This window comes from Georgenia ruanii (genome assembly GCF_009193175.1).
In the GTDB taxonomy this organism is placed as follows: domain Bacteria; phylum Actinomycetota; class Actinomycetes; order Actinomycetales; family Actinomycetaceae; genus Georgenia; species Georgenia ruanii.
Genome location: NZ_VUKE01000026.1, coordinates 1 through 24070 on the forward strand (window position 1 = coordinate 1; position 24070 = coordinate 24070).

Annotated in this window: 21 protein-coding genes, 2 rRNA genes and 1 pseudogene; 14 read left to right on the forward strand and 10 right to left on the reverse strand. The window is 72.3% G+C overall.

Going from position 1 to position 24070, the window contains the following annotated elements:
- The 3 genes from GD880_RS18615 to GD880_RS18625 form a co-directional block, all read left to right on the forward strand.
- Positions 1-90 (forward strand): 23S ribosomal RNA (locus tag GD880_RS18615); the annotation flags it as partial.
- A gap of 107 nt (positions 91-197) precedes the next feature.
- Positions 198-314: ribosomal RNA gene (gene rrf, locus GD880_RS18620) — 5S ribosomal RNA — on the forward strand.
- A gap of 360 nt (positions 315-674) precedes the next feature.
- Entirely contained in the window at positions 675-1667 is a 993-nt protein-coding gene (locus GD880_RS18625) for a patatin-like phospholipase family protein (RefSeq protein ID WP_405002765.1), read from the forward strand.
- A 234-nt stretch (positions 1668-1901) separates the two neighbouring features.
- Here GD880_RS18625 and GD880_RS18630 read toward each other — a convergent pair whose 3' ends face one another.
- Entirely contained in the window at positions 1902-2795 is an 894-nt protein-coding gene (locus GD880_RS18630) for a GNAT family N-acetyltransferase (protein WP_152233110.1), read from the reverse strand.
- A 189-nt stretch (positions 2796-2984) separates the two neighbouring features.
- Here GD880_RS18630 and GD880_RS18635 point away from each other — a divergent pair, with 189 nt between their 5' ends.
- Positions 2985-3275, forward strand: coding sequence for a hypothetical protein (locus tag GD880_RS18635; RefSeq protein ID WP_152233111.1), 291 nt, complete (start codon positions 2985-2987; stop codon positions 3273-3275).
- 24 nt (positions 3276-3299) lie between these two features.
- Here the strand turns inward: GD880_RS18635 and GD880_RS18640 are convergent, their stop codons facing one another.
- Complete coding sequence (locus tag GD880_RS18640) at positions 3300-4727, reverse strand: APC family permease (protein WP_152233112.1); 1428 nt, start codon at positions 4725-4727, stop codon at positions 3300-3302.
- A gap of 159 nt (positions 4728-4886) precedes the next feature.
- Complete coding sequence (locus tag GD880_RS18645) at positions 4887-5393, reverse strand: hypothetical protein (protein ID WP_152233113.1); 507 nt, start codon at positions 5391-5393, stop codon at positions 4887-4889.
- Positions 5394-5661: 268 nt separating this feature from the next.
- Between GD880_RS18645 and GD880_RS18650 the strand changes: the two genes are divergently transcribed.
- The 4 genes from GD880_RS18650 to GD880_RS18665 all read left to right on the forward strand — a co-directional run bounded on the left by GD880_RS18650 (position 5662) and on the right by GD880_RS18665 (position 8578).
- Entirely contained in the window at positions 5662-6090 is a 429-nt protein-coding gene (locus GD880_RS18650; protein WP_152233114.1) for a VOC family protein, read from the forward strand.
- A 94-nt stretch (positions 6091-6184) separates the two neighbouring features.
- The gene (locus tag GD880_RS18655; protein WP_152233115.1) at positions 6185-6526 is read left to right on the forward strand and encodes a nuclear transport factor 2 family protein; all 342 of its coding nucleotides are present in this window, start codon (positions 6185-6187) and stop codon (positions 6524-6526) included.
- A gap of 239 nt (positions 6527-6765) precedes the next feature.
- The gene (locus tag GD880_RS18660; RefSeq protein ID WP_152233116.1) at positions 6766-7485 is read left to right on the forward strand and encodes a chitosanase; all 720 of its coding nucleotides are present in this window, start codon (positions 6766-6768) and stop codon (positions 7483-7485) included.
- 91 nt (positions 7486-7576) lie between these two features.
- Positions 7577-8578, forward strand: a complete 1002-nt coding sequence (locus GD880_RS18665) for an aldo/keto reductase (protein WP_152233117.1) — start codon at positions 7577-7579, stop codon at positions 8576-8578.
- Positions 8579-8656: 78 nt separating this feature from the next.
- On the opposite strand, the gene GD880_RS18670 is transcribed toward GD880_RS18665, so the two are convergent.
- On the reverse strand, positions 8657-10333 hold the full coding sequence (locus GD880_RS18670; RefSeq protein WP_193314601.1) for a histidine kinase: 1677 nt from the start codon (positions 10331-10333) through the stop codon (positions 8657-8659).
- Between the two features lie 351 nt (positions 10334-10684).
- On the opposite strand from GD880_RS18670, the gene guaD reads away from it, so the two are divergent.
- The 4 genes from guaD (at position 10685) to GD880_RS18690 (ending at position 15683) form a co-directional block, all read left to right on the forward strand.
- On the forward strand, positions 10685-12019 hold the full coding sequence (gene guaD / locus GD880_RS18675) for a guanine deaminase (RefSeq protein ID WP_152233119.1): 1335 nt from the start codon (positions 10685-10687) through the stop codon (positions 12017-12019).
- Positions 12016-13416 carry an NCS2 family permease gene (locus tag GD880_RS18680; protein ID WP_152233120.1) on the forward strand — a complete coding sequence of 467 codons (1401 nt, stop codon included), beginning with the start codon at positions 12016-12018 and terminating at the stop codon, positions 13414-13416. The genes guaD and GD880_RS18680 overlap by 4 nt, the downstream gene beginning before the upstream one ends.
- Positions 13417-13556: 140 nt before the next feature.
- Positions 13557-13892 carry a TfoX/Sxy family protein gene (locus tag GD880_RS18685; protein ID WP_152233121.1) on the forward strand — a complete coding sequence of 112 codons (336 nt, stop codon included), beginning with the start codon at positions 13557-13559 and terminating at the stop codon, positions 13890-13892.
- A gap of 318 nt (positions 13893-14210) precedes the next feature.
- Positions 14211-15683: a TIGR01777 family oxidoreductase gene (locus GD880_RS18690; protein WP_319593278.1), complete on the forward strand. Its 1473-nt coding sequence runs from the start codon at positions 14211-14213 to the stop codon at positions 15681-15683.
- Between the two features lie 60 nt (positions 15684-15743).
- Here GD880_RS18690 and GD880_RS18695 read toward each other — a convergent pair whose 3' ends face one another.
- The gene (locus GD880_RS18695; RefSeq protein WP_152233123.1) at positions 15744-16022 is read right to left on the reverse strand and encodes a hypothetical protein; all 279 of its coding nucleotides are present in this window, start codon (positions 16020-16022) and stop codon (positions 15744-15746) included.
- Between the two features lie 136 nt (positions 16023-16158).
- On the opposite strand from GD880_RS18695, the gene GD880_RS18700 reads away from it, so the two are divergent.
- Positions 16159-16422 (forward strand): hypothetical protein, encoded by a 264-nt coding sequence (locus tag GD880_RS18700; RefSeq protein WP_152233124.1) that lies wholly within the window; start codon positions 16159-16161, stop codon positions 16420-16422.
- Between the two features lie 110 nt (positions 16423-16532).
- Here the strand turns inward: GD880_RS18700 and betT are convergent, their stop codons facing one another.
- The 5 genes and pseudogenes from betT to GD880_RS18725 all read right to left on the reverse strand — a co-directional run.
- On the reverse strand, positions 16533-18767 hold the full coding sequence (gene betT, locus GD880_RS18705; protein ID WP_452176757.1) for a choline BCCT transporter BetT: 2235 nt from the start codon (positions 18765-18767) through the stop codon (positions 16533-16535).
- 292 nt (positions 18768-19059) lie between these two features.
- Positions 19060-20310 carry an MGDG synthase family glycosyltransferase gene (locus tag GD880_RS18710; RefSeq protein WP_152233126.1) on the reverse strand — a complete coding sequence of 417 codons (1251 nt, stop codon included), beginning with the start codon at positions 20308-20310 and terminating at the stop codon, positions 19060-19062.
- Positions 20301-21218: a DMT family transporter gene (locus GD880_RS18715; protein WP_152233127.1), complete on the reverse strand. Its 918-nt coding sequence runs from the start codon at positions 21216-21218 to the stop codon at positions 20301-20303. Before GD880_RS18715 ends, GD880_RS18710 begins: the two co-directional genes overlap by 10 nt.
- 4 nt (positions 21219-21222) lie before the next feature.
- Positions 21223-22008, reverse strand: coding sequence for a polysaccharide deacetylase family protein (locus tag GD880_RS18720; protein WP_152233128.1), 786 nt, complete (start codon positions 22006-22008; stop codon positions 21223-21225).
- A gap of 156 nt (positions 22009-22164) precedes the next feature.
- Positions 22165-22419, reverse strand: a pseudogene (locus tag GD880_RS18725) (ATP dependent DNA ligase); the annotation flags it as partial.
- A 90-nt stretch (positions 22420-22509) separates the two neighbouring features.
- Between GD880_RS18725 and GD880_RS18730 the strand changes: the two are divergent.
- Positions 22510-24066 carry a P-loop ATPase, Sll1717 family gene (locus tag GD880_RS18730; RefSeq protein ID WP_152233129.1) on the forward strand — a complete coding sequence of 519 codons (1557 nt, stop codon included), beginning with the start codon at positions 22510-22512 and terminating at the stop codon, positions 24064-24066.
- Positions 24067-24070 lie beyond the last annotated feature (4 nt).

Sequence of the window (24070 nt, forward strand, 5' to 3'; positions counted from 1 at the left end):
CCCCAGCAGACCACTGGGTTGATAGGCCGGACGTGGAAGCGCGGTAACGCGTGGAGCTGACCGGTACTAATTGGCCGACAACTTGCCACAACAAAACTAAGCATCAAACGACTGCTTGCGTCCACTGTATGGTTCCCGAGATACGCCCCACAACCAGCCCCAGAAGGGTTCGGTCGGGCCGGATATCTCCATAGAGTTACGGCAGTCATAGCGAGGGGGAAACGCCCGGTCCCATTCCGAACCCGGAAGCTAAGCCCCTCAGCGCCGATGGTACTGCACGGGAGACCGTGTGGGAGAGTAGGACACCGCCGAACACCCATTCCAGAAAGGCCCCCACACCCGTGGGGGCCTTTCTGCGTATCCCCGCTGTTGGCCCGGGTGGTCGATTCGATGGCGCGGCGGTTTCGGCCGACCGCCAAACGCGTTTCGAGATTTTCAAATGGAAGGTGTAGCCGTTTGGTGGCGCGTTCCGCGGCGCCACGGGAGCCGGCGTGATGCCGATTGCGCGCCACGTCACCGGTGTGCGATCATCCCCGAGATCGTGATTCCTTGGTAGGAGGTGAGACCCATGAACGCAGTATCCACAGTGGGCGCTCCCTCGGAGCTCACGATCGCGCGACTGAGGTAGTCGCCACCGGGAGCGCCCGACAGGCAATCCGCGAAAGGCGACTCCCTTGAACATCACACCGTCTTCACGTCCGCGCTTCACCTCGGCGGCCTCCGACCGGCCGCTGTCCGACCGGGTTCAGCCGCAGGTCGACGCCTCAAGCCGGATGCGCGCCGCGGGCGAGCGAGCGTTAGTCCTCGGCGGCGGCGGATCGACCGGCAACGCCTGGCTCATCGGCGTGATCGCCGGCCTGTTCGATGCAGGGCTGGACGTGACCACACCCGACCTGACCATCGGGACGTCGGCCGGAGCGACGGCAGCGGCCCAGATAGCCGGCGCCACCCCGCCCGAGCTGCTTGCCGCCATCCTCGCGGCAGCCCCGCGTTATCGGACCGGCCCGGCTCGATCCGACCGAGGACGCGGTCCGACCAGGCCGGTGACGAACCACCTGGAGAGAACGAGCGCGATCATCGCCGCCGCCGAGGACCCGGCCGACATGCGCCGCAGGATGGGCGCGGCGGCACTCGACATGGATGCGGCGTCGGACGGCTCCTGGCACACACAGTGGCGCGCCACGGTCGCAGAGCGGCTGCCCAGTCATCTCTGGCCACAGCGGGCTGCGCTCATCACCGCGGTCGATGCCCACACGGGTGAACCGGCCGTGTTCGACCGCCACAGCGGAGTCGACCTGGTGGACGCCGTCGCCGCCAGCTGCGCCAGTGGCCTTCCCCACCGGATCGGGGACCGCCGATACATCGACGGCGGCTACCGGTCCAACGCCGAGAATGCCGACCTGGCAGCCGGATACGCACGGGTGCTGGTGCTGTCCCCCTTCGGCGGCCGAACGCGCACGCCGCTGGAGTGGGGCATGCACCTCGCGAGGCAGGTCGACGAACTACGCGCACGCGGCAGCCGAGTGGAGACGATCTTCCCCGACAGCGACTCCGAGCACATGTTCGGCGCCAGTGCGATGGATCCGGCGTTGCGTCCGCCCGCCGCTCGAGCCGGCTACGCCCAGGGCAGAGCCCTTGCCCCGCGGCTCACCAGTTTCTGGCGCTGACCCGCACGGAAGCGATCGGCTCGGTAGGCGGGGCCACACCGGCTCACGCCTGGTCCGGCCCACGGGCGCGACACGCCTCGCACCGTCCGTGGGCCCCTCGCCTGGGCTCGGTCCGCCGTCCGTGGGCCCCTCGCCTGGGCTCGGTCCGCCGTCCGTGGGCCCCTCGCCTGGGCTCGGTCCGCCTTTCCGGGAGACCGCGGCCGCTCCCATGCCCGGGCGTTCGGGATCTCCGGCTCAGACCGCGATCGCGCGGTTGACCCAGACCGAGGTCACGTCCATGCCGACGCGCTGGTACAGCCCGAGCGCGCCGGTGCGCGAGTCGGTGCTGAGCTCGGAACGGACCGCGCCGTGCCCCCGGGCCGCGGCGAACGCGTCAGCGAGGAGGGCCTGGCCCAGGCCGAGGCCGCGCCGGTCGCGCCGGACCGCGAGCTTGTCGACAAAGCCGGTGGTGCCGGCGAGGAGCACGACCGCGGCGCCGACGACCGCGCCGTCGGGCGCCGCGGCGACGCGAAGATTCCACGCCTCGAAGCCGGGCCGACGCAGCACCTGGGCGCCGAAGTCCTCGAACGACTGCCGCGCGCGCGCCGACCATTCGAGGAAGGCGTCCTCGACCACCATCCACACCGCGCGGTGCTCGGCCGGCGTCGCCTCACGAATCGTGACGCCCGCCGGCAGCGGAGGGGCCGCGATGGTGGCGCCGTCGGGCATGGCGAGCACCCACGAGGTCCACCGGACGTGGAAGCCGAGCGCCTCGAGGAGACGGTCGCCGGGAGACCCCTGCGGGACCGGCATGCCGACGACCGCGCTGCCCACCGACCGCGCCCGCTCCTGGAGCCACCCGGCGAGGTGGCTGCCGATGCCGCGCCCGTGGTGCGCGGGGTCGACGGCGGCGTGCGCCCGGTCGGGCCCCGAGAGCTCGGCGTACGCCACGAGGCGGTCGCCGTCGAGCACGCCGACCGTGCCCGTGGGGAGGTCGAAGCTGGGCCGCTGCCAGTCGGCGAGGAGGTCCGCCTCCTCGATGCTGACCTGACCGGTGTCGCGCAGCTCCTCGGCGGCCATGATCGCCGTGACGGCGGCGGCGTCGTCGAGGGCGAGGGGGCGTTGTGTCAGGCCGGCGGGAAGGGGCATGAGGGCATTGAAGCGTGCGAACGGCACCAGGTCCCGCGAAATTCGCGTCCAGGGCGCACGTCATTGCCGCCGTCGGCGGGCAAGCGTCCATGTCCTGATGACCATGGTGGCCGGCTGTGCCACGCTGGCAGCGCGGGCGACGGCTGCGGCGCCGTCGTCGGCGGCGCGGAACCACGGAGGCGGTCGATCATGACGCACGGGCGGGAGGACGCACCGGGCCCACGGGCGCAGCACGGTGACCCGCCGGCGCGCCGGTGGGGGATGCTCGCCCGCTGGGTGCTCGCCCGCCGCGGCCTCTACGCCGCGGCGGTGGCGGCCCTCGCCGTCGTCGCCATGCAGCTGCACCGATGGGTGACCGGCACCTTCCAGCTGTGGGCGGTGCTCCTCATCGCGGCCATCGCCGTCGTCGCGGGGCGCCTGCTCGACCCGCGACGACGCCGCCTGCACGCCGCCAGACGTGCCGCCGAGCGTCGCACCTGACGCGGACGCCGGCGGGCCGCCCCTCTAGTGCTCCTCGCGCCCGAGGGCCTCCGGGTCACGGAAGTAGGTCTTCTTCGCCCGCACGCCCCGGTTCCACAACCAGGTCAACACCCACAGCACCACCCCGATCCCCACCAGCACCCCGGCGATGCGGTACTCGATCGGGTCCTGTGCCCACGGGCCGACGAGGTAGACGCAGGTGAGGGCGCCGAGGTAGGGCAGCACCCTCGGGGCGCGGAAGTGCTCCCGGTTCACCGGCCGCCGACGCAGCACGATCGCCGCGACGTTGACGACGGTGAAGACCGCGAGCAGCAGCAGCGCCGTCGTCCCGCCCAGGGCCGTGACGGTCTCCGCGCCCATGACGGTGGTGACGACGACGATCAGACCGGCCGCGATCGCCGTCGTGAACACGATGGCCGCCCAGGGCGAGCGGCGGCGGGGGAGGACCAGGCCCAGGGAGCGGGGCAGGACGTCCTGGCGGGCCATGCCGTAGAGCAGCCGGCTCGCCATCATCATGTTGATGAGGGCGGTGTTGGCGACGGCGAACATGGACAGGACCGGGTAGATCGTGTCCATCGGCAGCCCCGGCGCGCCGGCGCGGACCACCTCGAGGAGCGGGGTGGCGCTCTCGGCCAGCGTCCCCACCGGCACCAGCGCCACGGCGGCCACCGACACCAGGACGTAGACCACGGCGGTGAGGCTGAGCCCGGTGAGCATGATCCGCGGGAAGGTGCGCACCGGGTCCTTGGTCTCCTCGGCCATGTTCACCGAGTCCTCGAAGCCGACCATGGAGAAGAAGGCCAGCGCCGTCGCGGAGGTCACGGCGAGGAAGACCCCCTTGTCCTCCGGGGTCTCGAAGCCGACGACGCGGCTGAAGTCCGCCTGGCCCTGCCCCATCGCCCAGAACCCGATGAGCACGACGATGAGCAGCCCGGTCAGCTCCACGACCGTGAGCACCACGTTGACCTTGAGGCTCTCGGCCACCCCGCGCAGGTTGACCAGGGCCAGGAGCACCACGAACGTCACCGCGACCACCGTCACCCCGCGCTGACCCCAGTCCAGGCCGAAGGCGACCACGAAGTTCTCGCCGAGGAACTTCGAGGCCGTGGACGCCGAGGTGATGCCCGAGCTGAGCACGGCGAAGGTGACGAGGAACGTCAGGAAGTGGATGCCGAAGGCCCGGTGGGTGTACAGGGCGGCGCCGGCCGCCTGCGGGTACTTCGTGACGAGCTCGAGGTAGGAGAACGCCGTCATGGTGGCGACGGCGAACGCCAGCAGGATCGGCGCCCAGGCCGCGCCGCCGACCTCGGCGGCCACCTGGCCGGTGAGGGCGTAGACACCGGTGCCGAGGATGTCGCCGACGATGAAGAGCAGCAGCAGCTTGGGTCCGATGACCCGCTTGAGCCGGGGCTCCTCATCCTCCTTCGTCGTGGTCGTGGTCGTCGTCGACATGGTCCTCCTCGTGCGGTCGTCTCAGCGGACCTTGTCTGTCCGATGGATGGTTCGCAAGTGGAGGCGACGGCAGGCGGCTTCCGGACCCTGTGCCCGGACGCGCGACCTTCGCGGACGATCGATTCTCAACGGCCCCAGCGGGGGCGAGCACCGGGACGGCTACACGCCCTGCATCGGTGAGATGACGACGTCGACCGCTAACCAGCCCGGGACGGGCGGCGCGCTCGTGCCGTCCCAGTTCGCCAGCGGGATCGAGAAGAACGCGGTCTGTGTCACCACGATGGCGCCGACGGCGAGCAAGATCACGGTGGGGCCGGCCCAGCTGAGCGCTCTGAGGGCGGCTGCCGCATCATTCGCCCGCTGCACGGCTCTGATGGTCGCCCACACGACGACCAACGCGAGCAGCAGGTAGACCACAGGGCTCGGGCGAAGCGTCATGGCGATGCACGACGGGGCAATGTCGGTCGGGTTGCCGAACCGGTCGACGAAGCCACCGTCGGCGTCCATGCCACCCGGGCAGTATCCCTGGCTTCCTGTCGACAGGATCGAGTAGCCAAACCCTGCGACAAATGCCGTGACGATGAGTCGCCGAACCAGAACGAGCACCTCGCTACCGGGCGGCGAGGACGTGGCGAAGGCGGGAGACCTGATCGTGTCGCTCGGCATAGGGGCACTCCTGCTCGGATCCTCGGCGCCTCACCGTTCGCCTCGACGACGCGGTCTGTCAGGCGTGTCTCCACTGCGCGCCGTCGTTGGCGCTCGACGTCGATCATGGCACAGGGGCCACCGGGGGCGGCTGGACCCCGTACGACTGGCATGGCCCGGCAGCTCGAGGAGTGAAGCGCTGTGGTTCGGACAGCCGCCACAATCATGCCGAAGGACCACCGCCGCAACGAACGCGGCAGCAGGCCCACCACCGACAAAGGAGTCACCCATGGATTGGACCCTCGAGGTCGTCATCGTGCCGGTCAGTGACATCGACCGGGCGATCGCCTTCTACCGCGACCAGGTCGGCTTTGCGCTCGACCACCACACCGTCAACGAGCACATGACCGTCGCGCAGCTCACCCCGCCCGGCTCGGGCTGCTCGATCGTCGTCGGCACCCTGCCGGCGCAGAATGCGATGACGCCGGGGACGCTCCACGGGCTGCAGCTCGTGGTCGCCGACGCGGCGGCGGCCCGCCGGGAGCTGGTCGACCGGGGCGTGCCGTGCAGCGAGATCACCGCCTTCGACGAGCGCGACGGTGGGACGTTCTTCGGGTTCCAGGACCCGGACGGCAACAGCTGGGCGGTGCAGCAGATCCGGGCGCGGGCCGAGAGGCCGCTCATCCCGCTGGAGGCACGCGCCACCTTCGGCGGGTAACGACCGCGACCGTTCTCCGCCGGCGCGGGCTCCGTGCCTGCACACTGGGAGCAGGCCGAGGCGGTCGGCCGGTCCAGCCCGAGGGAGGTCGACGATGACCAGGACGCCGGAAGAGATCTTCGCCCACCACGGCCAGGCGCTGGGGGCCGAGGACCTCGAGGACATCGTCGCCGACTACGCCGAGGACGCCGTCCTCGTCCTCCACAAGGAGGTGTTCCGGGGCAAGGACGGCGCCCGGGAGGTCTTCACCCGCCTGCTCGGCGACGTCCCGCGGGCCCAGTGGGAGCTGGACACCACCTTCGTCGACGACGTGCTGTACCTGGAGTGGAATGCCACCGGCGGCGGCCGGCGGATCCAGGACGCCATCGACACGTTCGTCTTCGCGGACGGGCAGATCCAGGTCCAGACCATCGCGTACACGGTCCGTCAGCTCTGATGTGGAACGGCCCTGTCAAGTGGTGCTGGTAGGAGGCTGACGGCGTGAGGTGGTGGCGCCGGGCGCGAGCGGGGGGCCGGGCGCAGGGCCCGGCGCCCGCCGAGCCGGACCGCGAGCCGGGCCACGTGGCCGGCGACCCGTCGGCCGGGGAGGCGGGGCGGGGATCACCCGCCGGCGAGCCGGACCGGGGATCAGCGGGGGTCCCGGGGCTCGCCAGCTATAAGGAGCTGGCGCTGGAGATGACCTCCACGGCCGAGAACTCCACCCTGGACTGGACCACCGCGTACGGCTACATCGAGGACATCGACGACGGGCGCGGCTACACCGGCGGGCTCGTCGGCTTCTGCTCGGGCACGGCCGACATGCTCGCCCTGGTCCGACGCTACGCCGGGCGCGCGCCGAGCAACCCCCTCGCGCCCTACCTCGAGGCGCTCACGGCGATCGTGGCCGCGCCGTACGCACGCCGGGCGAAGCTCTCCCACCGGCTGCTCGACCCGGGTTTCGTGCCCGCCTGGCGCGCCGCGGCGAACGACCCGGCCTTCCGCCAGGCCCAGCGCGACCTGCGCGACCAGCTCTACTGGGCCCCGGCCCTCGAAGCGGCCCGGGCCGACGGCGCGGGGGCGCTCGGTCTGGCGATCTACTACGACGTCTCGGTCAACCACGGCCCCGGCGAGGACCGGGAGTCCTTCGGTGGCATCCTGCGGACCGCCCGGGCGGCGCGTCCGACGCCCGCCGCCGGGGGCGATGAGGCCCGCTACCTCGCCGCGGTCGTGGACGCGCGCGCCGCGGTGCTCAAGGAGTGGGGCGACCTGCAGCCGGACGGGCGCGTCGCCGCGCACCGCGCGCTGCTCGCCACGGGCAACCTGGGCCTCGTGCCGCCGGTGTCCTGGTCGATGTACGGCGACCGGTTCACCGTGCCCGCCTGGCCGGCGCCCCCGTCGGAGGAGCGCGGCGCCTGACGCGGCGCGCGGACCGGGGTGGGCTCGTCCCGTAGGCGCCCGCTCGCCGTCGGGCGCACGATGGCAGGACCCCACCGGCGAGGAGAGTCTCATGCGACTGCGCACGCTCGGCACCACCGACGCCAACGCCCTGACGGTCTCGGCCCAGGGCCTGGGCTGCATGGGCATGTCGGAGTTCTACGGCACCGCCGACGAGGATCAGGCGATCGGCACCATCCACCGGGCGCTCGAGCTGGGGGTCACGCTGCTCGACACGGCCGACATGTACGGCGTCGGCGCGAACGAGCGGCTCGTCGGGCGCGCCATCGCCACCGCCGGCGTGCCCCGCGAGCAGATCGTGCTGGCCACCAAGTTCGGCAACGTCCGCGACCCCGACGACCCCACCAAACGCGGCGTCAACGGGCGCCCGGAGTACGTGCGCCAGGCCTGCGACGCGAGCCTGCGCCGGCTCGGCCTGGACCACGTCGACCTGTACTACCAGCACCGGGTGGACAAGAACACGCCGATCGAGGACACCGTCGGGGCGATGGCCGAGCTCGTGCGCGCCGGCAAGGTCCGCTACCTCGGGCTCTCGGAGGCGTCGGCGGAGACCATCCGCCGCGCGCACGCCACCCACCCCATCACGGCGCTGCAGACCGAGTACTCGCTGTGGACCCGGGACATCGAGCCGGAGATCCTCCCGACGATCCGCGAGCTGGGCATCGGGCTGGTGCCCTACGCCCCGCTCGGGCGGGGCTTCCTCACCGGCACCATCACCGACCCGGACAAGCTGGCCCCGGACGACTTCCGCCGGCACAACCCCCGCTTCCAGGGCGAGGCCCTCCGGGCGAACCTCGCCCTCGTCGACGCGGTCAAGGCCCTCGCCGCCACGAGGGGCGTCACACCCGGCCAGCTCGCCCTCGCCTGGGTGCTGGCCCAGGGCGACGACGTCGTGCCCATCCCCGGCACCAAGCACCGTAGGTACCTCGAGGAGAACGTCGCCGCGGACGGCATCGAGCTGAGCGACGACGACCTCGCGGCGCTCGAGGGCGCCGTGCCGCCCGAGGCGGTGCAGGGGCAGCGGTATCCGGACATGTCGACCATCGACAGGTAGCGGGCGCGCGCGTCAGCCGCGCGCGAGGTGATGCGGTGCGCCGCCTCGGCGCGCCATGCCGTGCGCAGTCTCGACGCGTTACCCGGTGAGGGGCAGGACGGCGACCACGGACGTGCCCGAGCCCGGGACGCTCGTGACCCGCAGATCGCCGTCGCACAGCCGGGCCCGCTCGCGCATGGTCTGCTGGCCGTGGGTGCCCGGTCGGACCGTCGCGGTGTCGAACCCGCGCCCGTCGTCGACCACGGCCAGCTCGAGCCGGCGCGGGCTGAGGGTGAGGGTGAGGGTCGCCGCCGTCGCCGAGGCGTGCTTGACGGCGTTGTGCAGCGCCTCGCCGGCGATGCGCACCAGGTGCTCGCCGGTCCCCGGGGGCAGCACCGGCAGCGCGTTCTGGGGCACGGTCACCCGCACGGGCAGGCCGTCGCGCGTCGTGACGGACTCGGCCAGCTCGCGCAGGGCCTGGCGCAGGTCCAGCGGGGCGGCGTCGCCCGACGGGCGCAGTTCGACGAGCAGCTCGCGCATCTCCGTCGTGGCCTGCCGCGCGAGCTCCTCGAGGTCCAGCGCGGCCTGCCGCGCCTTGTCCGGGTCGCCGGAGTCCAGCGCCCGCTGCACCAGGTAGGCCCGCGTCTGCAGCGCGAAGAGCGCGTGGTTGACCGAGTCGTGCAGCTCGCGGGCGATGCGTTCGCGCTCCACCCGGGCCGAGGCGTAGGAGATCTCGTGGCGCATCCGGTCTGCGCCCAGCGCCACGCCGGCGTGCTCGGCCATGGAGGACCAGAACGCCAGCTCCGCCTCGCTGGGCGCGGTGACCCGGTCGGGGACGACGATCATCAGCACGCCGGCCACCCGCTCGTCGCGCCACACCGGGAACTTCGCCGTCCCCTGCCAGCTCAGCTCGTCGAGGGCGTCCACCCAGGGGCGGGTGCGCACGCCGGTGGCCAGCCGCTCGCGGTCGTCGGAGAGGAACCCGGCGCGCCCGCGCGCGAGCATCGGCCCGGCCGGCAGGTCCTGCAGGCGGGCCGGTGAGGCCGCCATGACCTCGGCGAAGTCGTCGGGCAGCCCGGTGGAGGCGGCCGGACGCAGCAGCCCGCGCCCGTCCTCGACCAGCAGCAGGGCGCCGAGCGCGCGGGTCGCCGCCACGGTCTCGCGGACCAGGGCGTCGAGGACGTCGGCCGTCGAGCGGCCCGAGGCCATCCGCGCCGCGGCCGCGCCGAGCTCGGCGGCCTCGCGCTGGGCCTGGCGCACGCTGGTGGTCTCGTGGAAGACGGCCGGGGCGAGCTCTGCGCCGCCCACGCTGATCACGGTGCCCGACCAGGTCATCTCCAGCTCGGTGCCGTCGGGCCGGACCACGGTGTTGGTGTAGAAGCCGGTGTCGCCCTCACGCTGCTTCTGCCCGAGCGCCAGCAGCGCCGCCCGGTCGTGCTCGACGAAGGAGCGCAGGTAGTTCTCCCCCCGCAGCTGCTCGAACGGCCGGCCCATGATGCGGGCCCCGGCGGGGTTGAGGTAGGTCCAGCCCTGGTTCTCGCCCGTGATGCTCACCCCGTACCCGATCGTCTCGATGATCGCCACGAGGGCGTCGATCCCGAGCCCGTAGAGCACCGCGGCGCTGGCGCCGGGCATGGCGCGGCCGGTAGACGGCAGGACGTCGGGGTCGGAGCCTGTCGACGGCACCGCCTCGAGCGCGGCGGGGTCGGCGGATTCGGCTGACGGCGCCGACGGCGCGGCCATGGTGTGCGGGGGTGCGCCCCCGGGGCGGTTCACAGCGCGAATCATGCCAGTACCCGGGGGTATTCCATGACAGTCTGCCCCGGAAATGAAACGGGTGCCCACAACCGGCGCGGCGCCGCGGCGAGCATTGTCCGGGAATCGACCAGGAATGCGACCGGCCGCAGCCACGAAGTGAAAACGGTCTTCCGAAATGATTGCCAACGTTGCGGCGCCGGGACTATGGTCCCTGGCGACACCGGGGTCGTCGTTCGCATGGATAACCGGCGGCCCGGGGAGGACCGATTCCCAACCATGCCCGCGCCCGAGCGCGGTGGCTCGACGAGGAGCGTGGATGGACCGGTGCGACCAGGCGCGCAAAGGTGCCCGCACACCGAGGGCGGCCGCGTGACCCTCTACCGCGCCGCCGTCATGGACACCCCCCGCGACCCGCTCGTCGAGGGCCCGGACGCGCTGCGGGCCGACGCCGATGCCGGCCTGCTCGTGCGCGACGGCGTCGTCGCCGCCCGCGGACCGTTCGCCGCCGTCGCCGCCGCCCACCCGGAGGAGGAGGTCGTCGACCTGCGCGCGGGCGTGCTGCTGCCCGGCTTCGTCGACACCCACGTGCACTATCCCCAGGTCCGGATCATCGGCGGGCTGGGCATGCCGCTGCTCGACTGGCTCACCAGCTGCGCCCTGCCCGAGGAGGCCCGGCTCGCCGACGCCGCCCACGCCCGGGCGGTGGCCCGCGAGTTCGTCGACGGCCTGGTGCGCGCCGGCACGACGACGGCCCTGGTCTTCGGCTCGCACTTCCCGGGCGCCACCGACGCCGTGTTCGCCGCCGCCGAGGCGGTGGGGCTGCGGATGACCGCCGGGCTCGTCGTCGGCGACCGCTTCCTGCCCGAGCCGTTGCTGACCACCCCGGACGCCGCGCTCGCCCACGGCAGGGCGCTGCTGGAGAAGTGGCACGGCCGGGGGCGGCTGCGCTACGCCGTCACCCCGCGGTTCTCGCTGTCCACCTCCGACGCCATGCTCGAGGCCTGCGCGGAGCTGCTCGCCGCCCGCGAGGACGTCTGGTTCACCTCCCACCTCAACGAGAACCCCACCGAGATCGAGGAGGTGCGCCGCCTGTTTCCCGGCGCCGGGCACTACCTCGACTCTTACCACCAGCACGGCCTGGTCACGGCCCGCTCGGTCCTGGCCCACAACGTCCACCCCACCGCCCACGAGCTCGAGGTCCTCGCGGGCACGGGCGCCGCCGTCGCCCACTGCCCGACGTCCAACTGCTCCCTCGGCAGCGGGCTGTTCCCCCTGGCCGCGCACCTGGACGCCGGCGTGCGCGTGGCGCTGGGCTCCGACGTCGGCGCCGGCAGCGGGTTCTGCCTGCTCAAGGAGGGGCTGCAGGCCTACTTCGTCCAGCGCCTGCTCGGCCCGCACGGGGTCGACCTGGGCCCGGCCGCCCTGCTCCACCTGGCCACCCGGGCCGGGGCGCTCGCGCTGGGCCTGAGCGACCAGGTCGGGGACCTGGCGGTGGGCAAGCAGTTCGACGCGGTGTGGGTGAGGCCCCAGCCTGGCACTACGCTCGACGTCGTCCTGCGCCACGGCGCCGACGCCCCCGACGCCCTGGCCAAGATCTTCACCCTCGGAACTCCCAGCGACATCGCTGTCGTCTGGGTTGCCGGACGGACGGTCTCCGGACCGTCCGCGCCGGTGCCACCACCCCTTCCACTGGAGGCAGCATGAGCACGACCGCACCCCCGCGGCCGACCCCACGGGCGACGGCGCCCGCGTTCCTCGACCGGTACTTCGGCCTCACCGCCGAGGGCACCACCCTCCCGCGCGAGCTGCGGGCCGGCTTCACCACCTTCTTGACGATGAGCTACATCCTCTTCGTCAACCCCCAGGTCCTCTCCGCGGCCATCGACGTGCCCAACGCGTTCGTCCAGCTGCTGATGACGACCGCGATCGCGGCGGCCTTCGGCTCGCTGGTGATGGGGCTGATCGCCCGGTACCCGTTCGCGCAGGCGCCGGGCATGGGCCTGAACGCCTTCTTCTCCTTCACCGTCGTCGCCGGCATGGGGGTGCCCTGGCAGACGGCGCTGGGCGCGGTGTTCATCTCCGGGGTGCTTTTCGTGGTGCTCAGCGTGGTCGGGGCCCGCAAGGCGATCGTCATGGCGATCCCGATGAGCCTCAAGCTCGCCATCACCGCCGGCATCGGCTGCTTCCTGGCCTTCCTCGGGCTGCGCAGCGCCGGGCTGGTGGTGGCCAACGAGGCGACGATGGTCTCCCTCGGGTCGCTGTCCAACCCGACGGCGTGGGTGGCGATCATCGGGCTGATCGTCACCGCGGTGCTGCTCCAGCTGCGGGTCAAGGGCGCGATCCTGTGGGGCATCCTCCTCAGCTCCGTCGTCGCCATCGTCACCGGCGCGAAGGTCTACGCCGGCGGGCCCGACGGCGCCCTCCAGGCCTTCCCGGGCTTCGCCGACGGCGTGGTGGCCGCCCCGGTGTGGCCCAGTGACCTGGTCGGCCAGCTCGACATCGCCGGGGCGCTGGGCCTGGGCATCCTCAGCGTGGTCTTCACGTTCTTCTTCGTCGACTTCTTCGACGCCACCGGCACCCTCACCGGCCTGGCCCAGCGCGCCGGCTACCTCGACGAGCGCGGGGACATGCCGCGGGCCAAGACCACCTTCTCCATGGACGGCCTCGCCGCCATGTTCGGGGCGTTCATGGGCACCTCGACCACTACCGCCTACGTCGAGAGCGCCTCGGGCATCGAGGACGGCGGGCGCACCGGGCTGACGTCGGCGACCACCGGCGTCCTGTTCGCGCTGTCGATGTTCCTGTGGCCGCTGGCCGGCGCCATCCCCGGCGCCGCCACCGCCCCGGCGCTCATCCTCGTCGGCGCGATGATGATGGACGGCATCCGGCACATCGAGTGGAGCGAGGTCGCCGAGGGCGTGCCGTCGTTCCTCGCGATCATCTCCATGCCGCTGACCTTCTCCATCGCCAACGGCGTGAGCCTGGGCGTCATCAGCTACTGCGCCATCCGGCTGTTCAGCGGCCGCGGCCGCAAGGTCCACCCGATCCTCTACGTCGTCGCGCTGCTCCTGGTCCTGCGGTACGTCTTCCTCGCCGAGTAGGTCACCGGGTCCCGCAGTTCGAGGCGGGCCGCGGCGGCCGGTGCGGCCCGCCGCGGCCCGTGGCGCGTCCGGCCCCTTGCCGCCCGGCGCGGGACCGCGGGAGCATCGGAGCGCACACGTCGTCGACCGGGGGAGCCGCCATGCAGATGCCGCGGCCGAGCGAGGCGGACAAGGCGCGGTTCCGCTCGCTGATCCCCGACGACCCGCGCGTCGAGATCAGGCCGATGTTCGGCAACCTCGGCGCCTTCATCGACGGCACCATCTTCGCCGCGCTGCTCGGCGCAGACATCGGCGTCAAGCTCTCGGCCGCCGAGCTCGACGAGCTGCGCGCGGGCGGGGCGCGCGGGTTCGGGCCGGGGCCGCGGCCGATGGACGGCTACGTGACCGTGCCCGACGACGCCGACGCCCGCGCGCTCGTGGCGCGGGCCGCCGCGTACGTGGCGGCGCTGCCGCCCAAGGCGCCGAAGAAGCGGTGAGGCCGCTCGCCCGGCGCCCGTCGGGGTTGCTCGCGGACATCCGGCGCTGGAGGGTCGCCATCGCCTGGGCGTTCGCCGACGGCACGTGACCTCGAGCGCCACAACCGGGGCGGGAGTGACGCCACGGACCCCGACACGCTGTCACATCCGCATCACCTGTCCCGGTTGTGGCGTTCCGCGCGCGAGTGGCGGTGAGGTCACGGCCGGCGGCGCTCGGTTCGGGGCACGAACGGGGTGCCAACATCCGCGGGCGGGACCGCCGAGGCTGGCCGCCCGCTCGCCGGGTCCGTCCCGGCGCCGGCTGCCACGATGACCGTCATGGCCGTCTTCGAGCGCACGACCGTCCTGCCCCACCCGCGCGCGCAGGTGTTCGCCTGGTTCGAGCGGCCCGGCGCGCTGGTGCGGCTCAGCCCGCCGTTCGGGGGCAGCGTGCTGGCCGAGCCGTCCGACGGCATCCGCGACGGCTCCGTCGCCCGCCTGGGCATCGCCGCGCCTGGCCTGCTGGGCGCCAGCCTCGAGGCGCTGGCCCACGCCGTGCCCTGGCCCGCCGCCGTCCCGGCCCGGCTGCGGAGACCGGAGCTGGACTGGACCGCCCGGCACGACCGCTACCACCCGCCCCAGCTGTTCCGCGACACCATGGTCCGCGGCCCGCTGGGCCACTGGGTGCACACCCACCGCTTCGCCGACGCCGCCGACGGCGGCACGGTGATGACCGACCATGTCGCCTACGGGGTGCCCGGGGAGAATGTGCTGCCCGGCCGGGCCGCCGACGCCGCGGCACGGGCCATGCGCCCGGCGCTGGAGCGGATCTTCGCCTACCGCGCCGCCCAGCTGCACGCCGACCTCGCCTTCCACGCCGCCCACGCCGGGGCGGCGCGCACGGTCGCGGTCGCCGGCGCCTCCGGGCTCATCGGGCGCCAGCTGTGCGCGCTGCTCACCGGCGGCGGGCACACGGTGCTGCGGCTGGTGCGCCGCCGCGCGGCCGCGCCGGACGAGATCGACTGGGACCCCGCCGCCGGCACCCTCGACCACGCGGCGCTGCGCGGCGTCGACGTCGTCGTCAACCTCGCCGGGCGGTCCATCGGCGGCCGGTTCACCGCCGAGGCGAAGGCGGAGATCCGGCGCAGCCGGGTCGACGGCACCACCCTGCTGGCCGAGGCGCTCGCCCGGCTGGCCGGCGACGGCCGGCCGCGGGCGTTCCTGTGCGCCTCGGGCATCGGCTACTACGGGCCGCGCCCGCACGGGGACGACCCCGACCCGGCGCCGCTGACCGAGGACGCCCCGTCCGGCCCGGGCTTCCTCGCCGCGGTCTGCCGGGCGTGGGAGGCCGCGACCGCGCCGGCGGCGGCGGCCGGGGTGCGGGTGGTCAACGTGCGCACGGGCCTGGTGCAGACCCCGGCGGAGGGGCCGCTGGCCCGGCTGCTGCCGCTGTTCGCCGTCGGGCTGGGCGGGCCGTTGGACCCCGGGCAGTGGCAGAGCTGGATCTCCATCGACGACATCGCCGCCGTCTATGCCCACGCCGCCCTCGACGACCGGCTGCGCGGGCCGGTCAACGCCGTCGCGCCGGCCCCGGTGCCCGGCCGCGAGTACGCCCGCGCCCTGGGCCGCGTGCTCCGCCGCCCGGCGGCGCTGCCGGTGCCGGGGTTCGGCCCGCGGCTGGTGGTGGGGGAGGAGGGGGCGGCGGAGCTGGCCTATGCGAGCCAGCGGGTGTCGTCCGGCAAGCTCGAGGCGGCCGGGTTCCGGTTCCGGCACCCCACCCTCGAGGCGGCGCTGCGCCACGTGCTGCCCTAGCGCCATGCCATCACCGGCGGTTGCTCACCACCCGACCGAGGCCGGTGACCCGGGATCTGCTCAGCGCCCGGGCTGCTCCAGCGCGGCCCGGGTGGAGGCGAGCGCGCGTTCGAGGCAGCCGGCCAGGCGTTCGGCGGAACGAGCCCGGACGGCGGCCGCCTCCCGGCCGGCTTCGGCGCGTGCCTGGTCGGCCTCCGCCCGGGCCTCGGCGAGCCGGGCGAGCACGGGCTCGATCTCGGCGGTCCTCTCGGCCGCGCGGTCGGGCGCCCCCGAAGGGAGGGGCGCACCGGGCGGACGGGCCGGTTGGAAGCGCTGCAGGGGGTCCCGGGCCCACGACATATGGCCTCCCATCGTCGTCGCACGACCGGACCAGCCTAGGTCGCCGCGCCCGGGCGTGAGCGGGCATCGGTGTCACGCGCTGGCGGGGCACAGGCCCCGCACGCTGCCCCGGATCGAACGCATGTACGATACTGGCGTGGCGCGCGGTGCAGACGGTGTGGCTCCCTGGTGGGCGGGCCACCAGCGGATCCTCAACGCCCGCGCGGTGCCCGAGCGCTTCACCCGGGCCGCGCAGCCGGTGCCGGTGCGGGTGCGCCTGGACTGGTCCCAGGACGGCGCCGAGGAGCGCGAGGCGGTGGCGACGGCGTGGACCACCCCGCTGGTCCTCGTCCTCGTCGACGACCCGCGCGCGGCGCTGCGCGGGGTATGGGTCCCCGCGCGGGACGTGCACCGGCGCTGATCGCGCACGCACGCGGCCCGCCGGCGCAAGCTGCCTTGCGCCGGCGGGCCGCATGGAGTGGCCCGCCGGGACCGCCTCGCCGGGGGTGCCGGCGGTGGCGGGCCGGGGCGTCAGTCCGCGACGCGCTCGACGTCGTCCGCGTCCGTCGGCACGATCGGGACGGCGCCGGTCGTCGCCGCGACCGCGGGGGTCAGCACCGAGGCGTAGTCGTGCTCGCGGGAGTAGCTGAGGAACGACAGGTGCGCCTCGTAGCGGTCCAGGACGTCGTTGATGACCTGCTGCTGGGTCAGGCCCATGAGGTCGTAGCCCTCGGTGCCCGTCTGGGTGAAGACCTCCACCTTGTAGTAGACGTCGTCGCCCTTGGGCATCGGCCGCCCGCCGATGCGCGGGACCTGCGCCTCGACCGCGGCCGCCTGGTAGTGGAAGTCGCGGTGCTCGGCCATGTTGACGACCAGGGTGTGCTCGTCGATGCCGGTCTCGGCGTTCGGCGTGGTCGACAGGGTCGCGTCGTAGCCCTGCTCCCGGAACTCCGCGGCGACGGCGGACAGGGCCGGCTGCACGGTGCGGTCCAAGAACTGCGAGACGGACCGCCGGGACGGGTAGGACCGCAGCTGCGCCATGCGCTGCTTCCACGTCTTCTCCGGCACCTGGCCGCCGTGGGCGGCGGCCGAGCGGCGCCTGATGATCTGGCCCTCGCGCTCGGCCCGCTCCATCCGCAGCACCTTGAGGAAGGAGGCCATGACGAGGTAGGCGATGATCGTCACCGGGAAGGCGAAGATCAGCGTCGCGTGCTCCATGGTGGTCACGCCGCCGGCGACCAGCATGGCGATCGTGAGCAGCGCGGTGACCACGGCCCAGAAGATGCGCAGCCACTTCGCGCCGTCCTGCGCCGGGTCGGGGATCGTGGAGGAGAAGTTCGCCATGACCATGGCGCCGGAGTTGGCGCTGGTGAGGTAGAACAGCATGCCGGACAGCGTCGCCAGGCCGATGAGGAACGCCGCGCCGGGGAACATCTCCAGCAGGGCGTACCAGCCCTGCTCGGGGTGGGCGATGGCGAGCTCGGCGAACTCGGTGTTCCCGCCCATGACCACCGACAGGGCGGAGTTGCCGAAGATCGACACGATGATGAAGTCGCACAGCACCGGGGCGGTGATGGCGGCGACGACGAACTCGCGCAGGGTGCGCCCACGGGAGATGCGGGCCAGGAACAGGCCCACGAACGGGCCCCAGGCCAGCCAGAACGCCCAGAAGAACAGCGTCCAGCCGCCCATCCAGTCGGCGCCGCCGGGCTCGTAGGCAAACGTCTCCAGGGTGCGCTCGGGCAGGGTGCCGATGAACCGGCCGATGTTGGTGACCAGGGCGTTGAGCAGGAACGCGGTCTTCCCGGTGACGAGGATGTAGAGCATCATCGCGGCCGCGATCCAGATGTTGAGCTCGGAGACCAGGCGGATGCCCTTGTCCACCCCCGACAGGCAACCGGCGACGGTCATGACGACGGCGACCAGCACCAGCGCGATCTGCAGGGCCAGGCCCTCGGGCAGGCCGAACAGCCAGGAGAAGCCGACGTTGAGCAGGACGACGCCGATGCCCATGGAGGTCGCGACGCCGAAGATGGTGCCGATGAGGGCGAAGATGTCGATGGCGTCGCCGGCGGCGCCGCGCACCCGCTTGCCGAGCAGCGGGTACAGGGCCGCGCGGATCGACAGCGGCATGCCCCAGCGGTAGGCGAAGTAGCCCATCGCCATGCCCAGCAGGGAGTACATCGACCAGCCGGAGATGCCGTAGTGGAACATCGTCCAGACGACGGCGTCCTGGGCGGCCTGGGCGGACTGCGGGTCGCCCGTCGGTGGCATCATGTACTGCGCGATCGGCCCGGTGACGGAGTAGAAGAGCATGTCGATGCCGACGCCGGCGCCGAACAGCATCGCGACCCAGGTGAACAGCTTGTACTGCGGGCGGGAGTGGTCGGGGCCGAGGCGCACCCGGCCCTCCTTCGAGAAGGCCACCCAGATCACGAAGAGGATCACCAGCACGACGGTCACGACGTAGACCCAGCCGAGGTTCGCCGCGAGGCCCAGGACGGCCTCGCGCATGACGTTCGCGGCGTTGGTGGGGGCGAGCATCGCCCACAGCGAGAAGGCGACGATCACGGCGGCCGAGATGATGAAGACCCGCCAGTTGACCCGCGCCCCGCGGTTCTCCGCCAGCTCGGTGGGCCCCTTGCTGAGCTCGGCGCTGGAGATCGGCGCCCGCCGGTCGTCGTCGCCCCGGGTCTTCCGTCGCTCCGTGGCGCCGAACCGACCGCGGTCGATCGTGGATCGGGTTGCTTCGTTGGTCGGTGTCACGTCGTGGTCAGCCGCCACTCGCTCCTCCTTCGCCTCGGGACCAAGTCCACGGGCGGGGCCGGTTGGGCGCGCGCCGCGGCCATCGCAGAACCGTGGCGACGAGGAACGAGTCCGGCGGTGCGGGCACCCAGCCGTGCAGCCGCCGTTGGGGACACTAGCTCGCCTTCCACCATACGACTGGGCAGCCATTGGTCAACGATGTGTCACGAAACTCATAGTGAATGACCAGGCTCGCCCGGGCCGGTGGAGCGATGCCGTCCAGCCCGGCGCACGGCGCCCGACGGCGTCTGTCTCACCCCGCCGCCGGGTCCTCACGCCGCCCGGGACTGAACAGCCGACCAGCGGCGCGGCCATGGGCCGGAGACCGACCTGGGCCGATGACGCCGGCAGTCCGCGCGGCGGGCAGCAGGTGGTCGCCGGCCGCCGAGAGGGTGAGCAGCCCGAGGACCTGGTCGGCCGGGTCGCCGTGGCGGGCGCCGGCGCGGCACCGGCTCGCCTGCTCGTTCAGTGCGCGGGCGAACTGCTCCGCGCTGCGGGCCCACGGGGCTGAGCCGGACCTCTCGAGAACGGCGGCGTTGGCGCGGCCGTGGCCGGCGATGCAGCGATAGCTCACCGCCGGCAGCCCCGCCACGAGCGCCTCGGTGTAGCTGAGGCCGCCGGCGTTGTGGACGAGGACGTCGGCCAGGTGCATGAGCTCGTGGACGTCGTCGCGCCAGCCGCAGGCGAGCACTCCCGGCAGCGCGGACAGCCGGCGGCGCAGGGCGGCGTTGCGCCCGCACAGCACCAGCGGCACCAGGCCGGCCTCCTGAACGGCGCGGCTGGTGCCCTCCAGGTCTCCTAGCCCGAGCGACCCGGAGACCAGGAGCGCCACCCGCTGCTCGATCCCGATGCCGAGCGCCGCCCGCAGCCGCGCGCGGCGCACCGGGTCGAGGTCCCCGGCGAAGCGCGGCGGCACCAGCGGCCCGGCCGCGCGCATGGGGATGCCATAGGTCGCCTCGCCCTGCTCGGCGGTGGCCGGCGTGACCGTGAGGTGCAGGTCCACGTGGCGATGGACCCAGGTGCGGTGGGCCGCCGGATCGGTCAGGTACGTGACCGCGGGCGCGACGAGCCGGCCCCGGGCGCGCAGCGTGCCCAGGGTCTGGCTGGCGAGTGGGTAGGTGGAGACGACGGCGCCGTACTGCCGGGCGCCGGCCCAGTGCCGCACGCGCCGGTCACCCAGGTGGCAGGACAGGATTGCGGCGCCGCGGACCCAGCGGTTGTGCTCGATGTTGTCGAACAGCCACTGGAACACTGCGGGGACCCGGTTGACGCTGGCGGTGTAGCCCTCGCGCAGGAGGATGCGGTACCACCCGGGCAGCGCCTCGAGGTAGTCGCGCACGTCGACGTCGACCCCGCGGCCGCGCAAGCGCCGGGCGAGCTCCTGGGCGGCGCCGTCGTGCCCGGCGCCGACGCTCCCGGAGAGGATGAGGACGGCGGGAGCGCCGTCGGCGGGGGGCCTGTCGCGGCCGGCCGGGTGCGGGCGGGTCGAAGGCGTCATGAGCATGGGCCCTCCGGGTGGCGGGGTGCTGCATCGTGCGGGCTCGCAAGGGCGCTCGGGCCGGTGGCCTCGCGGTCCCTCGGCCGTGCGGTCAGGGCGGCCAGGCGCCACACCCCCCAGGCCATGAGCGCGAAGCCGGCGACCTGGGCCGCCACGGCGGGCGGGGCCGGCTCCAGGGCCTCGTTGAAGGCGACGGCGCCGATGAGCACCGCCGTGACCGGCTCGGCCATGGTCAAGGGAGGAAGGGCCGAGGCCAGGCGCCCCATCTGGAAGCTCCTTTGGACCACCGCCGTTCCCAGAACTCCCAGGGTGACCATCGCGTACCCCGGCCACGTTGTCAGCACCCGTCGGGGGTCGATCGTGAACTGGTCGACCACCTGCTTGAGCAGCCCGCTCATGAGGCCGAACGTGACCCCGCCGGCCAGGCCGAGCAGGGCCGCCCGGTGGTGTGCGAGGGGACCGTACGAGAGCGCGACGGCGATCGCCGCGACGAGGATGCCGATCCCGGTCGCCGCGGCGAGCGCCCACGCGTCGGCGAGGCGATCGCCGGGCGCCGGGCGCGCGGCGACCAGGAACGTCGCCAGTCCCGCCACCACGACGAGGGCGTAGAGCCACTCCGGGATGCTCGGATGCCGGCCGTCGAGGAGCGCGCTGGCCGGCAGGGCGAACAGCAGCTCGGAGACCAGGAGGGGCTGGACGACGGTGAGCGGCCCGGACGACAGGGCGAGGGCCTGCAGCCCCATGCCCGCCGCGCCCGCGAGGAACCCGAGCAGCCAGGCGGGGCGTCGGAACAGGCGCAGCAAGAGCCCGATCCCGAGCCCGGTGGCCGCCGGCGCGCGCGCGGCGGCGCGATGCTGCAGCACGCTCGAGACGGCGAAGCTCATCGCGGCGAGGAGGGCGATGACCACGGCCATGACCTCACCGCCCCAGGTGCTCGGTGAGCGTGCGCACCTGCCAGTCTTGCGCCCGGACCCGCGCGGCGAGCAAGGGGATGCTCCGGACCGTGCCCCGCCAGGACCCCGGCACGCTGGTGCAGTCCGAGTCGTGCAGCAGCACCGTGCCGCCGTCGCGGAGGGTGCGCAGCACCGTCGCCGTGATCGTCTCGGCGGGCAGCCCGGTCCAGTCCCGGCCCCAGGCCGTCCACAGGACCGGCCGCAGGCCCGCGCGCCGCGCCGCCCAGACCGTGCCGGCGGAGAGCACCCCGTACGGCGGGCGGAACCACCGCGGCCGGACGCCGGTGACCGCCTCGATCACGGTCTTTGCGCGCGCGAGGTCGCGGCGCAGCGCCTGCGGGCCCCGCGCCAGGTGGTTGCGGTGGAGGTGGCCGTGCACGCCGATCTCGTGACGGGCCTGCACGATGCGCCGGGCGACCTCGGGGTACCGCACCGCCTGCGCGCCGAGCAGGAAGAACGTCACGCGCCAGCCCAGCTCGGCGAGGACGTTCAGGACGGCGGGGGTGCCGAGCGGGTCCGGACCGTCGTCCAACGTCACCGCGATCCCGCCGGGGGCACCCACGCCGCTGAGGCGCGGGAGCAACGCCAACCGCAGCGGCCGGATCGTGGTCAGGGCGGGCGCCGCGTGTGCCGCGAGTGCGGCGGCCGGGACGCCGGTGACGGCGAGACGCAGGGCGACCGGGAGGGTCGGTCGGCGGGCCGCCTGGTGGCTGAGCCTCGCCGCGGAACGGGCTTCGGGAAGGAGAGGCATGGACGACTCGTTCCACTGGCTGCAGCATCGCAGTTGCTGCCGTTGACCGTAGTAGCCCATCGCCCGTGGCGACAATGCGGCCACCGGCGGGTCGGGCCCGACCGGGGGCGACAGCCCGCCCGCCCCGAGCAGCAGGAGGCCGGCGTCCTGGGTTGGTCAGGCGAGCGAGCGGACGGTGTCCATGGTGTCGGCCTCCGTCGCCGTCTTGTCGTCGCGGTAGCGCAGGACGCGCGCGAACCGCAGGGCGAGCCCGCCGGGGTAGCGCGGGGAGCGCTGGATGCCGTCGAAGGCCACCTCGACCACCTGCTCGGGCCGCAGCGCGACGACGTGGCCGTGCCGCCCGGTCTCCAGCTGGAGGAAGCGCTCGGTCTGCCAGGCGAGCATCTCGTCGGTCATCCCTTTGAAAGTCTTGCACCGCACGTGTGACACACGCCGTGCAGAGCGTGCCTCTCACACGTCGGTAAGTTAAAGTCGCGACCAGTCAATAATCTGGAGACACAGGTGACCGCTGAGAGCTTCCTTACCAGCCATGGGTTCGTCGGCGATCCCTTCGCATCGACCAACTCAGAGAATGAAGAAAGCCTGGCAGACTACTTCGTTCCGCCCCCCTACTTTGAGAGCGTCCTCGGGTCTCCCACGTCACCCAAGTCAACGATTGTCTTTGCTCCGCGCGGCAGCGGCAAGACGGCGCAGCGACGAATGATCGAGATCGCATCAGGGGAGGAGGCCGACTTTGCGTGCGTTACGTACACCAACTTCTCTGAGATCGATCCAAAGACGGCGAGCCTTGCCGATCATCAGAAGGTTATATGCCGCCTGCTGACGGTGGCCGCACTTAGTCACCTCGCCGAGGACACTTGGCGTGCACATTCGCTTAGTGAGCACAATAAGCAGGTTCTCAAGTATGCTGCAGGCGAACTACTTAATGACCTCAATCAACAAGAGCTAGAAACCGCCATCTCGTCCGTGAAGTCCCTAGGAGACAAGGCGGTAGAAACTTGGCACAAGTACGGCGGATTCATAGCAGCGGGCATCGCTGCGCTGATGAGCAAGTTTGGCTTAGATGGCGTAAAGTTGCCTTCCGAGCTGGCGGAGAGCGCAACCGGTCAAGCCGCCACGCTGGCCTATCTATTCCCGAAACTGGTTGACGTGTTTCGCGCTCTAGGGTTCGAGGCGGTTTACATTCTTGTCGATAAGTTGGACGAGACTAGCAAGACCGGGAACCGCCCTGACCTTGCCTTTAGTCTCGTTAGCCCGCTTCTCTTGGATCTCACGACTGTAGAGCAGCCTGGAGTGGCGTTTAAGTTCTTTCTCTGGGACCTCCTTGAAGATCTCTTTGTGGAAAGCGGCGGACGTGGGGATCGTCTTGGCGTCTCTAAACTCCACTGGACAGTGCCAGAACTGATGGAGATGCTTAGCCGACGGGTTGCTGCTTTTTCCGATGGGCGCGTGACTAGTTTCAATCAGTTGGTCGATCCATCGTTCGGCGTCGACGTTCACCGACTACTCGCCCATCTAAGTCCCGACTCACCGCGCGACATGATCAGAATGTGTGAGCGGATCGTAGCAGAACACACGCGTCAACCCGACTACCCTGCTCTGATATCTGAGCGCACAATCTACAAGGGTATTCACGAGTTCTCGAAAACGCGTAGCCAGGAACTGTTCGGCAGATTCATGAAGGATTTGGCTCGACTGCCGGAACCCTCCTTTACGAACACTCGATTGGCGAGCGACGTGTTCAAAATCTCGACGACCGCCGTGCGAAACAAGATCGTAAGCTGGATTGAGGCGGGTGCGGTCGAAAAAATCGGGGAGTTGAGTCGCGGGGCCAAGCCGCTTCACAAGTATGCGCTGAAGGACCCTAGGACGGTTCTGGCAACGGCCCCTCTGGCCAGCCTTTCGAGGCTTCTTAACTCCGACATTTTTATTTGCCCGTCGTGCTCCGCCATGCTCATCACCTCGTCTCCGTCGGAGCCGTGTAAGGAGTGTGGCGCAGAAAGCGACGAAAGTGCGGTGAGGAGTCTGCTGGCAACCTGTGAAAAGCCGACGGATTAGGACG